Here is a 12,651-nt window from a genome sequence, read left to right as displayed (position 1 = left end):
GGGCGAGAGTCCCGCAATCCCCGCAAAAAATTCTGCGAAAATCTGCAGTCGCAGCTGAACCTGCGGGCGGGACGGAAACCGGGCCTTACGCGGCGGCGCGGCGTGTGTTGGAGATATCAAAGACCCCGCCCGGCGGGCGTTACAGCCATAGAGCATGCGGCTGCGCCAGAATTGGTCGCAGGGTCGTCCCGGGACGATCGGTCCCGTTTCCGAAGGGGCGGAAGTAGCGGACTCAAGGGGCGAGAGTAGCGGGTCGGGAGGGGCGAGAGTCTTCATCGCACGCGCCTGCTTTCGTCATCCCCCGGTCTCGCTACGCTCGCCGGCGGATGACGAAAGGAAGGGTGGGCTAGGCCGACGGCAGGAGATCGCCCGCGAACACCCGGTAGCGGCCCGCCCGGACGCCGTCCGTGGCCCGGGCGATGTCCGGCGCGAAATAGTGGTCGGAGCCGTAGGCGGCGGCCGCCTCGCGCACGATCGCCCAGACCTTTTCCAGATCGGGCGACGACGTCAGCGGGCGGTGGAATTCGAGACCCTGGGCGGCGGCCAGCAGTTCGATGCCGACCACGGCCGCGGTGTTCTCGGCCATGTCGAGCAGGCGGCGGGCGCCGTGGGTCGCCATTGAGACGTGGTCCTCCTGGTTGGCCGAGGTCGGGACCGTGTCGATGCTGCACGGATGGGCCACCATCCGGTTCTCGGCCACGAGGGCGGCGGCGGTGACCTGGGCGATCATGAAGCCGGAGTTCAGGCCGCTCTCCTTGACGAGAAAGGCGGGCAGTTCGCTCATCTTGGGATCGACCAGGATCGAGGTCCGGCGTTCCGAGATGTTGCCGATCTCGCACAGGGCCATGGCGATCATGTCGGCGGCGAAGGCGACCGGTTCGGCGTGGAAATTGCCGCCCGAGATGACGTCGCCGTCGTCGATGAAGACCAGCGGGTTGTCGGTGACGGCGTTGGCCTCGCTCTCGAGCGTGGCGGCGGCGTTGCGCAGCACGTCGAGCACGGCGCCCATGACCTGGGGCTGGCAGCGCAGGGAATAGGGATCCTGCACCTTGGCGCAGTCGTGGCGGTGGCTGTCGCGGATGGCCGAACCGGCCATCAGGGCGCGCAAGGCGCCGGCGACGGCGATCTGGCCGGGTTGGCCGCGCAGGGCGTGGATGCGGGCGTCGAACGGGGCGTCCGAGCCCTTGAGCGCGTCGACCGACAGGGCCCCGGCGGCGATCCCCGCGGCGAAGGCGGCCTCGGTCGCGAACAGGCCGGCGAGGGCGAGGGCGGTGGAGCACTGGGTGCCGTTGAGCAGGGCGAGGCCTTCCTTGGGACCGAGCACCAGCGGCTTGAGGCCGACGCGGGCGAGGGCGGCTTCGGCGTCGAGGGTTTCGCCGTCATGGCGGGCCTCGCCGACGCCGATCAGGACGCAGGACATATGGGCCAGGGGCGCGAGGTCGCCCGAGGCGCCGACCGAGCCCTTGGAGGGAATGCAGGGCAGGACGTCGGCGTTGACCAGGGCGATCAGGGCCTCGAGCGTCTCGCGGCGGATGCCCGAGGCGCCCTTCGACAGGCTGGCGATCTTCAGCACCATCAGCAGGCGGACGACGTTGTCCGGCAGCAGGGCGCCGACGCCGCAGGCGTGGCTGAGGACGAGGTTCTTCTGCAGCGTCTCCAGATCTTCCGTGGCGATGGAGGTGTTGGCCAGCAGGCCGAAACCGGTGTTGATGCCGTAGACCGTGCGGCCCTCGGCGAGGATGGCGGCGACGACGGCGGCGCCGCGCTCGACGGCGGTCCAGGCGGCGGGGGCGAGTTCGACGGTGCAGGGGGCGTCGAGGACAGCGCGCAGCTGGGCGAGGGTGAGCGGCGCGGAGCCGATGGTCAGGGTGGTCATGATCAGGCCTTCAGGCTCGGCAGGTTCAGGCCGTGTTCGCGGGCGGCGTCGCGGGCGATCTCATATCCGGCGTCCGCATGGCGCATGACGCCGGTGGCGGGGTCGTTCCAGAGGACGCGTTCGAGGCGTTTCGCGGCCTCGGGGGTGCCGTCGGCGACGATGACCACGCCCGAATGCTGGGAGTAGCCCATGCCCACGCCGCCGCCGTGGTGCAGCGAAACCCAGCTGGCGCCCGAGGCCGTGTTGAGCAGGGCGTTCAGCAGGGGCCAGTCGGACACGGCGTCCGATCCGTCAATCATTGATTCCGTCTCGCGGTTCGGACTGGCGACCGAGCCGGAGTCGAGGTGGTCGCGGCCGATGACGATCGGGCCGCTGAGCTCGCCCGAGGCGACCATATCGTTGAACATCAGCCCCGCGCGGTGGCGGTCGCCCAGGCCGATCCAGCAGATGCGGGCCGGCAAACCCTGGAAGGCGATGCGCTCGCCCGCCATGTCGAGCCAGCGGTGCAGGCCGGCGTTGTCGGGGAACAGTTTTTTCATCGCCGCGTCGGTCTTGCGGATATCGTCCGGATCGCCGGTCAGGGCGGCCCAGCGGAAGGGGCCGACGCCGCGGCAGAACAGGGGGCGGATGTAGGCGGGGACGAAGCCGGGGAAGTCGAAGGCGTTGGTCACGCCCGCGTCGAAGGCGACCTGACGGATGTTGTTGCCGTAGTCGGTGACCGGGATGCCGGCGGCCTGGAAGTCGAGCATGGCCTGGACGTGGACGGCGCAGGACTGGCGCGCCGCGGCCTCGACGGCGGCGGGGTCGGAGACGCGTTTGTCCTCCCATTCGGCCACGGTCCAGCCCTGCGGCAGGTAGCCGTTGACGAGGTCGTGGGCGCTGGTCTGGTCGGTGACCAGATCAGGCCGAACGCCGCGTCGGACCAGTTCAGGCAGAACATCCGCAGCGTTGCCCAACAGGCCGACAGATATGGCTTTTCCATCCGCCCTGGCCGCGTCCAGCAGGGCCAGGGCCTCGTCCAGGGTCTCGGCCATGACGTCGAGGTAGCGGGTCCTGAGCCGCATCTCGATGCGGCTGCGCTGGCATTCGACGGCGAGGCACGACGCCCCCGCCATGGTCGCGGCCAGCGGCTGGGCGCCGCCCATGCCGCCGAGGCCGGCGGTCAGGATCCATTTCCCCGACCAGTCGCCGCCGTAGTGCTGGCGTCCGGCCTCCATGAAGGTCTCGTATGTGCCCTGAACGATGCCCTGGGTCCCGATGTAGATCCACGAGCCGGCCGTCATCTGGCCGTACATCATCAGGCCCTTGCGATCGAGCTCGTTGAAATGCTCCCAGGTCGCCCACTTCGGGACGAGGTTGGAGTTGGCGATCAGCACACGCGGGGCGTCGGCGTGGGTGCGGAAGACGCCGACGGGCTTGCCCGACTGGACCAGCAGGGTCTGGTCGGGCTCGAGATTGCGCAGCTCGGTGACGATGCGGTCGAACGACGGCCAGTCGCGCGCGGCCTTGCCGATGCCGCCGTAGACGACGAGGTCCTCGGGGCGCTCGGCCACCTCGGGATCGAGGTTGTTCATCAGCATGCGCAGGGCGGCCTCTGCGGCCCAGGTCCTGGCGGTCATCTCCAGGCCGCGGGGGCTGCGGATGACGCGGGTGTTCGTCTGTTGAGTCGTCATGGCGGCCTCTCTACGCTGCCACCCCATGACCTTGGAAGACTCAGACGCGCTGGGCTGGCGCAGCGTCGCCGACCTGATCGGCGATCACCCCGACGCCCCCGTCGCCCTGATCGGCGCCGGGCTGAACGAGCGCTCGCTGACGCCGGGGCGGTGCGACCTCGGGCCGAAGGCGTTTCGGGCCGTGCTGCCGCGGTTCTCGACCTATGACGTCGAGACCGGCGCGGAGCTGACGACGCGGGTTCATGACGCCGGCGACGTGGCGCTGAAGGGCGTGTCGCCGGCCGACGCCTTCGCCCCGGTGCGGGATGCGGCGGCGGCGCAGGCGGCGCGGGCGCTGACGGTTCTGGTCGGGGGCAACAACGCCATCACGCGGCCGGGCGTGCACGCGTTGGGGCTCGACCGGGTCGGGGTGCTGACGCTGGACGCCCATTTCGACCTGAGGGACACGGATCAGGGGCTGACCAACGGCAATCCGATCCAGGCGCTGCTGGAGGACGGGCTGGCGGGGGAGCGCATCAGCCAGGTCGGGCTGGCGCCCTTCGCCAACACCAGGCGGGCGCATGAGAAGGCGAAACGGGCCGGGATATCGGTGCGGACGGCGCGGGACTGCCGGGACGAGGGTCTGGCGACCGTCGTGGGGCAGGAACTGTGGCGGCTGTCGCAGCTGTGCGAGGTCATCTACGTCGATTTCGACATCGATGTGATCGATCGCAGCCAGTGGCCGGCGTCGCCGGGCGCGCGGCCGGGCGGGGTGTCGGCGCAGGACTTCCTCGACGCGACGCGGGTCATCGGGGCCCATCCGAACGTCCGGGCGGTCGATCTGACGGAATACGATCCGTCGCTGGAGATCGGCGACCTCGGCTCGCTGACGGCGGGGCGGTGGTTCTGCGAACTGCTGGCGGGGTTCGAGACGCGATGATCCGCGCGGACAGGCTCATCACCGACTGCCGCCTCGCCACCCTGGTCGAGGGCGGCGCGGCCTATGGGGCGATCGAGGACGGGGCGATCCTGATCCGCGACGGGCGCATCGCCTGGGTCGGGGCGCTGGCGGATCTGCCGGAACATACGGCGGAGGAGACGGACCGGCTGGGCGGGCGCTGGGTCACGCCGGGGCTGATCGACTGCCATACCCATCTGGTGTTCGGCGGCGACCGCTCGGGCGAGTTCGAACAGCGGCTCAAAGGCGCGACCTATGAGGAGATCGCGCGGGCCGGAGGCGGCATCGTCTCGACCATGGCGGCGACGCGGGCGGCGTCGGAGGATGAGCTCTACGCCAGCGCCGTGGGGCGGTTGGCGGGGCTGACGGCGACGGGCGTCACCACGGTCGAGATCAAGTCGGGCTACGGGCTGGATCGCGAGACCGAGCTGAAGATGCTGCGCGTGGCGCGGCGGATCGGGCGCGAGGCCGGGGTCAGGGTGCGGACCAGCTATCTGGGCCTGCACGCCGTGCCGCCGGAACACCGGGCGGACCGGGCCGCCTATGTCGACCTGGCCATCGACGACATCCTGCCGGCGGCCGACGCCGAGGGGCTGGTGGATGCGGTCGACGCCTATTGCGAGCCTATCGCCTTCACGGTGGAGGAGACGGCGCGGCTGTTCGACCGGGCGCGGGCGCTGGGGCTGCCGGTCAAGCTGCATGCCGACCAGCTGTCGGACGGCGGCGGGGCGGCTCTGGCGGGGCGGTACGGGGCGCTGTCGGCGGATCATGTGGAGCACACGACCGAGGCGGGGGTGCGGGCCATGGCCGAGGGCGGCGTGGTAGCGGTGCTGTTGCCGGGGGCCTATCTGATGCTGCGCGAGACGACGCCGCCGCCGATCGATCTGTTCCGGGCGCACGGGGTGCGGATGGCGGTGGCGACGGACTGCAATCCGGGCACCTCGCCGGTGGCCTCGATGACGGCGGCGATCACCCTGGCGTGCGTCCAATTCCGGCTGACGCCCGAGGAGGCGCTGGCGGGGGCGACGCGGCAGGCGGCGCGGGCCCTGGGGCTGGGCGAGGAGATCGGGACGCTGGAGGCGGGCAAGGCGGCCGATCTGGCGGTGTGGGACATCGGCCGGCCGGCCGAGCTGGCCTATTGGCTGGGCAAGCCGCTGCTGCACCGGACCTATGTCGCGGGGGCGCGGCGGTAGCGCCGAATCCCTCTATCCTCCGGGCAGGAGAGCGACATGAGCCGACGCCCGGACGCCATTGAATGCCTGCTGATCGGCGCCCTGGTCGCGACGACGGCGCTGCTCGGCCTGGCCACGATCCTGCTGACCACGACCCTGCCGGGCTGAACCCGCCGCTCAGGGCCGCCAGATCGCCTTGTCGGCCAGATCGGGCCGCGGCCGCTCCAGCGGCGCCTGCGCCAGCGTCCCCATGTGAATGAAGCCCGCCACCCTTTCGCCGCCGCCGACGTCGAGGACGTCCAGGGCCTGGGGATCGTAGCTGTACCAGTCGGTGATCCAGCTCGCGGCGTAGCCGAGAGCGTTGGCGGCGTGTTCCAGGTTCATGCAGACGGCGCCGGCCGACATCTGCTGTTCCCACTCCGGAACCTTGACGTTCGGGATCGGGGCGGACACGACCATGAGGGTGACCGGCGCCGCGGTCAGCTTGGCCAGGGCGGCGCGGGCCTGATCGGGCTGGGGCTGGAAGGCGGCCAGGGGCGTGAGCGCCTCGGCGAGGGACGCGCGGGTCTGGCGGCCGAGGACGACGAACCGCCACGGAAACAGCTTGCCGTGATCCGGGGTGCGGGCGCCGAGGGTCAGGATTTCCCTGATTTCGTCGGCGGACGGGCCGGGCTCGGTCAGGGCCTGGGCCGGGGCGGATCGCCGCGTCGCCAACCTGAGGCGCATCTCGTCCGAGGCCTTGGCGGGGGGGAGGGGATCGCCGAGGGCGAAACGCGGCAGGTCAGGGCGGGTCATGCGGATCACATGGCGTCGGCCGCGCGCGACGTCAAACGGCCGGGCGCCGTTGCGGGATCGGCGCACCCTCGCCATACGCACGCCATGACCGATTCCCGCACCGCCTTCGACGACGACCGCCCGCTGCCCGCCTGGGACGACGGAAGCGACCGGCCGCCGCCGTGGATCGACCATGGCTCCAGGGCCCTGTTCGAAAGCCCGTGGTTGCGATTGATGCAGCACGACGCGACCGCGCCGACCGGGCTGAAGGCGGACTATGCCGTCATGCGGCCGCGCAATCTGTCGGTCGGGGTGTTGCCGGTGCACGACGACGGCACGGTGACCCTGGTCGGGCAGCAGCGCTTCGCCCTGATGAACTGGTCGTGGGAAATGCCGGAGGGCGGCGCCCCGTTCGACGAGGACCCGATCGAGGGGGCCCGGCGCGAACTGATGGAGGAGGCCGGGCTGGAGGCGGCGCGCTGGATTCCCGCCTACAAGGCCGAGATGAGCAATTCGGTCACCGACGAACGCGCCATGGCGTGGATCGCCTGGCAGCTGACGCCGGTGCCGGTCGCGCCCGATCCGACCGAGATCATCCGCGTCGTCCGCGTGCCGTTCGGCGACCTGTTGCGCGAGATCGGCACAGGCGCGATCCGGGACATGTTCACCCTGGCGACGGCGCTCAGGGCCTACCATATGGCGCGGGAAGGCGAACTGCCGCCCGAACTGGCGAAGGCCATGCTGGCGAGCGTATGATGTCCGCCATGGAGACTCCGATGCCCAAGCTGGAAGTCGTGGCCGCACGCAGCGAACCCTGGGCGCTTCTGCGCGCCGCGGCCGAGGAAACGGTGCGCGCCGAGCCGCATCTGGCGTCGCAGCTGAACGCCGTGATCCTGTCGCACAGCGACCTCGCCTCGGCCTTGAGCTTCCAGATCGCGCGCAAGCTGGGCGACAGCGAACTGGGGCCCATGTCGGTGCGAGAAATCTGCCGCGACGCCTTCGAGGCGGACGCCGGGATCGTGGCTTCGGCGGAAGCCGATCTGCAGGCGGTGGCCGAGCGCGATCCGGCGATCAAGACGCTGTTGCAGCCGTTCCTCTACTTCAAGGGCTTCCAGGCGCTGCAGGCGCACCGGGTGGCGCACTGGCTGTGGGGGCAGGGCCGCGAGGCGCTGGCCTTCCACTTCCAGAGCCGGATTTCCGAACTGTTCCAGGTCGACATCCACCCGGCGGCGCGGATGGGCTCGGGCCTGTTCCTCGACCACGGCACCGGCATCGTCATCGGCGAGACGGCCGTGGTCGGCGACGAGGTGTCGATGCTGCACGCCGTGACCCTGGGCGGCACCGGCGCCGAGCGCGGCGACCGCCATCCGAAAATCGGCAAGGGCGTGCTGCTGGGAGCGGGCGCCAAGGTGCTGGGCAACATCACCGTCGGCGACTACGCCAAGGTCGCCTCGGGCTCGGTGGTGCTGAAGGACGTGCCGGCCGGATGCACGGTGGCGGGCGTGCCGGCGCGGCTGGTCAACTGCCCCACCGGGGCGACGCCGGCGCGGACCATGGACCATACCCTGGCCGACATCGTCTACGACTTCGTCATCTGAGGGTTTCCCTGCGGGGCGGGTTTCTCTAGGGTCCGCGGCTTCAAGAGTGATCCCCGAGGCCGACCATGAACACCGCCGACATGAAGCGCGTCGAGACGCACCTGAAGCGCACCTTCAACACGGGCGGGATCATCCTGAAGCCCCGCGGCAAGCCCAATGACTCCTGCGAGGTCTATGTCGGCGACGAGTTCATCGGCGTCGTCTTCGAGGACGAGGACGAGGCCGGCAGCTTCATGTTCGAGATGGCGATCCTGGCGGAAGACCTGCCGCAGGACTGAGTTTTTCCGACGCGCGACGCGCACGAAAAAGCGCCGGTGGATCGCTCCACCGGCGCTTCGTCGTTCAGGCGACGGCGGCTACTTCTTGCCGAAGATCGCGTCGAGCAGGCCGGACAGGAAGCCCTTGCTCTCGGGGGGCCTGGCGGCCGGCTTCGGAGCGGCGGCCGGAGCGGCGGCGGCAGGCTTCGGAGCAGGCGCAGCAGCAGCGGGTTTCGGAGCCGCAGCCGGGGCGACCGCCGGTTTCGCGGCGACGGGCTTCGGCGCAGCAGCCGATTTGGCGGCGGGCTTGGGCGCGGGCTTCACGGCCGGCCGGGCGGCGGCCTTCTTCACCGCAGGCTTCTTCGCGGCGGCAGGCTTCTTCACGGCAGCGGGTTTGGGCGCGGCGGCCTTGGCCGGAGCGACGGTTTTGGTCGCCGGTTTGGCGGCGGCTTTCGGCGCGGTCTTCTTCACGGCCGGTTTGACGGCGGCCTTGGCGGCGGGTTTCGCGGCGGCTTTCGGCGCRGCGCTCGACTTTGTCGCCGGTTTCGGCTTGGAAGCGGCAGCAGCTGCCTTCGGTTTGGCGGCCGTGCTCGACTTGGATGGTGCTTTAGCCATGAATTCCCCGACCCCTCGGTTCAGTTGGTTGATGCTGGCGGCGGAGCGCACGCCAGCGYGCGYCTCGAKTCGATATGATAGCGGTGTTTGAGAAATGTCCGAGTCCGCAGTTCAAATAATCGCACGCGGTCCYCGCGCGATCGCCGAAGCCGCCGCCGCRTCGCTGGATTCCGATCCGCTGCTGGAAGGCGCGACCTATTCGATTCTCGAGGAAGACGAGGACAAGGGCATCTGGCGGATCGACGAGGTCGTCCGCCAGTTCCAGAATGCCGTCGCTCTCGTCGGCCAGTTCCAGCTCGGACGCGGAACACAACACGCGTGTGCGGCGCCCAGCAGCGCCAGGGAGGCGGCGAGNATCGCCGAAGCCGCCGCCGCATCGCTGGATTCCGATCCGCTGCTGGAAGGCGCGACCTATTCGATTCTCGAGGAAGACGAGGACAAGGGCATCTGGCGCATCGACGCCTTTCCCAATGACGCCGACGACGCGCGGGGCATCGAGGCGCGGCTGAAGGCGCAGGACGGCCTGACCGTCGTGGTCGAGAAACTGGCCGACGCCGACTGGCTGGCCATGTCGCTGTCGGGCCTGCCGCCGGTGCGGGCCGGACGTTTCTTCGTCTACGGCGCCCACGATCAGGGCATCGTTCCGAAGAACACGGTGAACCTGAAGATCGACGCCGGCGCCGCCTTCGGCACCGGGCATCATGGCACCACGGTCGGCTGTCTGATGGCCTTCGACGAACTGCTGAAGAAGGAGCGGTTCGACCGGGTGCTGGACGTCGGCTGCGGCACGGGCGTGCTGGCCATCGCGGCGGCGAAGACCGGGTCGAAGGTCGCGGTCGGCACCGACATCGACCAGCCCTCGGTGCGCATCGCCAATGAGAATGCGAAATTGAATCAGGCCAACGCCCGCTTCGTCCACGCCTTCGGCCTGAACGACCGCAAGGTGCGCGGGCAGGGGCCCTATGACCTGGTCTTCGCAAACATCCTGGCCCCGCCGCTGGTTTCGCTGTCGCAGGAGATCAAGGAGGCGCTGAGCCTCGGCGGGGTGGCCATCCTGTCGGGCCTGCTGCGGACGCAGGAGCGGCGGGTGTCGGCGGCCTATCTGTCGCGTGGTTTCATCCTCGAACGACGCATCCATCGCGACGCCTGGAGCGCCCTGGTTCTGAGACGAGTGGGTTAACGGCGGAACGGAGGCGAAGCGCAGCCGTTCCGGCAGTTCATTGGAGGACTGCCCGTGACTCACTACGACCCGAACGATCCGAACCGCGTACCGCCCGTCGAAACGGTCTACACCGAGACGGTGACCACGGCCGCCCCGCTGCACACCGAAACCGTCGAGACCACGGTGGTCCGTGAGTCCAACAACACCGGCTGGTGGATCGCCGGCATCCTCGGCGGCCTCGTCATCCTCGCCGTGCTGTGGATTCTGTTCTCGCGGGGCGCGCAGCCGCAGACCGACGAGGCCCTGCTGCAGGCCCAGGCCGATGCCGCCGCCGCCCAGGCCCAGGCCGACTCGGCCCTGATCCAGGGCCAGGTCGCCGGCGCCCAGGCCAGCGTCGACATCGCCCGCGCCGACGCCGCCCGCTCGCAGGCCGAAGCCATCCGCGCCGCCAGTGAAGCCCGCGCCGCCGAGGCGCGCTCGTCCTCGCCGGTGATCATCGAGCGTCAGGTTCCGGCTCCGGCGCCGGCCAACGGCGGCGTCGCCGTGGTCACGCCGACCGCGCCGCAGAACTAGCCTTCCGCTTCTCCCTCCCCTTGTGGGGAGGGACGTCGGAGCGTAGCGCCGACAGGGTGGGGTACGTCACAACAGCGCACGACCGTGCGGCCGTTCCCCACCCGTCCGTCGCTTTCAGCGACCGCCACCCTCCCCAGAAGGGGAGGGAGAATGCTATGCGCATCCCATGCGCCAGTCCTTCGATGAAACCACCGATCCGTCCTTCGGGGCGAAGCATCTTCCCCGCGTCCGCGCCAAGATGGCCGAACAGGGCCTCGACGGCCTGCTGGTCCCGCATGAGGACGAGCACCAGAACGAATATCTGCCGGCCGCCAACGACCGCCTGGCCTGGCTGACCGGCTTCACCGGCTCGGCCGGCGCGGGCGTGGTCATGAAGGACCGGGCCGCCGTCTTCGCCGACGGGCGCTATACGGTTCAGGTGCGGGCCCAGGTGGATGCGGCCCAGTTCGAAATCCTCGATCTCGATGGCGGCGGCGTGGCCAGCTACCTCGAACGCGCGCCGAAGGGCTCTGTGATCGGCTACGATCCGCGGCTGCACAGTCCGGACGCGCTGGCGCGGCTGAAGCGGGCGGCGGCGAAGGCCGGGGCCGAACTGAAACCCGTCGACCCCAATCCGCTGGATCTGGCCTGGGCCGACGAGCGTCCGGGCCAGCCGAGCGCGCCCGTCGTGCCGCACGAGGATCGCTATTCCGGCGAGAGCAGCGCCTCCAAGCGCGCCCGCATCGGCGAGGCGGTGGCGAAGGCCGGAGCCGACGCCGCCGTGCTGACGGCGCCGGCGTCTCTGGCCTGGCTGTTCAACATCCGCGGCGGCGACGTGATCCGCACGCCCCTGCCGCTGGGACAGGCGGTGGTGAGGGCTGACGGGACGGCGTCGCTGTTTCTCGATCCGCGCAAGGTGACCAATGAACTGCCCGGCTGGCTGGGCGACGCGGTCATGCTGGAGGCGCCCGAGGCGCTGGAGGGTGCGCTGGACGCCTTGTCGGGCCGCAAGGTGCTGGTCGATCCGGGCCAGTCGCCGGCCTGGTATTTCGACCGGCTGGCGGCGGCGGGCGCCACCGTGGTGCGCGGCATGGACCCCTGCACCCTGCCGCGCGCGACCAAGAATCCGGTGGAGATCGAGGGGACGCGCCAGGCCCATATCCGCGACGGCGCGGCCCTGACCCGCTTCCTGCACTGGATCGATACGGTGGGGCAGGAGACCCTGCCCGACGAGCGCCAGGTGGCCGAGGCGCTGGAGGGATTCCGCGAGGCGACGGGCGCCCTGAAGGACCTGTCGTTCGACACCATCGCCGGGGCCGGGCCCAACGGCGCCCTGCCGCACTACAAGCCCGTGACCCGCACCCTGCGCCGGATGGAGAAGGGCAGTCTGCTGCTGGTGGACGGCGGCGGCCAGTATCTGGACGGCACCACGGACGTGACGCGCACGGTGGCCGTGGGCGAGCCGACCGACGACCAGCGGCGGATGTTCACCCTGGTGCTCAAGGGCCATATCGCCATGGCCGTGGTGCGCTTCCCCGCCGGGACGACGGGGCACCAGCTGGACGCCCTGGCGCGCCTTCCGATGTGGATGCAGGGCTTTGACTACGACCACGGCACCGGCCACGGGGTCGGCTCGTATCTGGGCGTCCACGAGGGGCCGCAGCGGATCGCCAAGGCGGTCAACACCCAGCCGCTGCTGACCGGCATGATCCTGTCCAACGAGCCCGGCTATTACCGCGAGGGTCACTGGGGCATCCGCATCGAGACGCTGCAGGTGGTCACGCCGCCGGAACCGATCGCCGGCGGCGAACGGCCGATGCACGGGTTCGAACAGCTCACCCTCGCGCCGCTGGACCGCAAGCTGATCGACGTCGCCCTGCTGACGCCGGACGAGCGCGCCTATGTCGACGCCTATCACGCGGAGGTGCTGACGAAGGTCGGGCCGTTGCTCGACGGGGCGGCGCTGGACTGGCTGAAGGCGCAGGCCGCGCCGCTCTGACCTTGCGAAACGACGGCGGGGCGCCGACCTGAGGCG

Annotated in this window: 12 protein-coding genes and 1 pseudogene; 9 read left to right on the top strand and 4 right to left on the bottom strand. The window is 70.3% G+C overall.

All coding sequences use genetic code 11. The features are described 5' to 3' along the window. Nucleotides 1-346: 346 nt before the first annotated feature. Nucleotides 347-1,876 carry a histidine ammonia-lyase gene (hutH, locus tag ASD25_RS12110; RefSeq protein ID WP_055832489.1) on the bottom strand — a complete coding sequence of 510 codons (1,530 nt, stop codon included), beginning with the start codon at nt 1,874-1,876 and terminating at the stop codon, nt 347-349. 2 nt (nt 1,877-1,878) lie between these two features. Beyond that, nucleotides 1,879-3,549, bottom strand: coding sequence for a urocanate hydratase (gene hutU / locus ASD25_RS12105; protein WP_055832487.1), 1,671 nt, complete (start codon nt 3,547-3,549; stop codon nt 1,879-1,881). A 31-nt stretch (nt 3,550-3,580) separates the two neighbouring features. On the opposite strand from hutU, the gene ASD25_RS12100 reads away from it, so the two are divergent. After that, nucleotides 3,581-4,468, top strand: a complete 888-nt coding sequence (locus ASD25_RS12100; protein ID WP_369816580.1) for an agmatinase family protein — start codon at nt 3,581-3,583, stop codon at nt 4,466-4,468. Then, nucleotides 4,468-5,679 carry an imidazolonepropionase gene (gene hutI, locus ASD25_RS12095; RefSeq protein ID WP_235561830.1) on the top strand — a complete coding sequence of 404 codons (1,212 nt, stop codon included), beginning with the start codon at nt 4,468-4,470 and terminating at the stop codon, nt 5,677-5,679. Before ASD25_RS12100 ends, hutI begins: the two co-directional genes overlap by 1 nt. A gap of 156 nt (nt 5,680-5,835) precedes the next feature. Here the strand turns inward: hutI and ASD25_RS12090 are convergent, their stop codons facing one another. Then, nucleotides 5,836-6,453, bottom strand: coding sequence for a nitroreductase (locus tag ASD25_RS12090; protein WP_082560206.1), 618 nt, complete (start codon nt 6,451-6,453; stop codon nt 5,836-5,838). A gap of 84 nt (nt 6,454-6,537) precedes the next feature. Here ASD25_RS12090 and ASD25_RS12085 point away from each other — a divergent pair, with 84 nt between their 5' ends. From ASD25_RS12085 to ASD25_RS12075, 3 genes are all read left to right on the top strand, one after another. Next, nucleotides 6,538-7,188 (top strand): NUDIX hydrolase, encoded by a 651-nt coding sequence (locus tag ASD25_RS12085; protein ID WP_055832481.1) that lies wholly within the window; start codon nt 6,538-6,540, stop codon nt 7,186-7,188. A 20-nt stretch (nt 7,189-7,208) separates the two neighbouring features. Then, on the top strand, nt 7,209-8,030 hold the full coding sequence (cysE, locus tag ASD25_RS12080; protein WP_055832540.1) for a serine O-acetyltransferase: 822 nt from the start codon (nt 7,209-7,211) through the stop codon (nt 8,028-8,030). A gap of 65 nt (nt 8,031-8,095) precedes the next feature. Next, nucleotides 8,096-8,308, top strand: coding sequence for a DUF3126 family protein (locus tag ASD25_RS12075; RefSeq protein WP_055832479.1), 213 nt, complete (start codon nt 8,096-8,098; stop codon nt 8,306-8,308). A 78-nt stretch (nt 8,309-8,386) separates the two neighbouring features. Here the strand turns inward: ASD25_RS12075 and ASD25_RS29370 are convergent, their stop codons facing one another. Next, nucleotides 8,387-8,953, bottom strand: a complete 567-nt coding sequence (locus tag ASD25_RS29370) for a hypothetical protein (protein WP_200943612.1) — start codon at nt 8,951-8,953, stop codon at nt 8,387-8,389. Nucleotides 8,954-8,996: 43 nt separating this feature from the next. Between ASD25_RS29370 and ASD25_RS30415 the strand changes: the two are divergent. From ASD25_RS30415 to ASD25_RS12050, 4 genes and pseudogenes are all read left to right on the top strand, one after another. After that, nucleotides 8,997-9,131, top strand: a pseudogene (locus ASD25_RS30415) (50S ribosomal protein L11 methyltransferase); the annotation flags it as partial. 126 nt (nt 9,132-9,257) lie between these two features. Continuing rightward, the coding region (locus tag ASD25_RS12060; RefSeq protein ID WP_369816579.1) for a 50S ribosomal protein L11 methyltransferase at nt 9,258-10,082 on the top strand (825 nt) is incomplete at its 5' end. Nucleotides 10,083-10,136: 54 nt separating this feature from the next. Next, nucleotides 10,137-10,637 carry a hypothetical protein gene (locus ASD25_RS12055; RefSeq protein WP_055832475.1) on the top strand — a complete coding sequence of 167 codons (501 nt, stop codon included), beginning with the start codon at nt 10,137-10,139 and terminating at the stop codon, nt 10,635-10,637. Between the two features lie 166 nt (nt 10,638-10,803). Beyond that, nucleotides 10,804-12,615 (top strand): aminopeptidase P family protein, encoded by a 1,812-nt coding sequence (locus tag ASD25_RS12050; protein ID WP_055832472.1) that lies wholly within the window; start codon nt 10,804-10,806, stop codon nt 12,613-12,615. The last annotated feature ends 36 nt before the right edge of the window (nt 12,616-12,651 follow it).

Source organism: Brevundimonas sp. Root1423, assembly GCF_001426805.1.
Note: the sequence above shows the minus strand (reverse complement) of the source record. Positions and strands in the feature narration are given on the sequence as shown.

Excerpts from the sequence above, each read along its gene's own strand:
- ASD25_RS12090 (WP_082560206.1), bottom strand. The coding sequence starts at position 6,453 with ATGACCCGCCCTGACCTGCCGCGTTTCGCCCTCGGCGATCCCCTCCCC.
- hutU (WP_055832487.1), bottom strand. The coding sequence starts at position 3,549 with ATGACGACTCAACAGACGAACACCCGCGTCATCCGCAGCCCCCGCGGC.
- ASD25_RS12075 (WP_055832479.1), top strand. The coding sequence starts at position 8,096 with ATGAACACCGCCGACATGAAGCGCGTCGAGACGCACCTGAAGCGCACC.
- ASD25_RS12085 (WP_055832481.1), top strand. The coding sequence starts at position 6,538 with ATGACCGATTCCCGCACCGCCTTCGACGACGACCGCCCGCTGCCCGCC.
- ASD25_RS12050 (WP_055832472.1), top strand. The coding sequence starts at position 10,804 with ATGCGCCAGTCCTTCGATGAAACCACCGATCCGTCCTTCGGGGCGAAG.
- cysE (WP_055832540.1), top strand. The coding sequence starts at position 7,209 with ATGCCCAAGCTGGAAGTCGTGGCCGCACGCAGCGAACCCTGGGCGCTT.
- hutH (WP_055832489.1), bottom strand. The coding sequence starts at position 1,876 with ATGACCACCCTGACCATCGGCTCCGCGCCGCTCACCCTCGCCCAGCTG.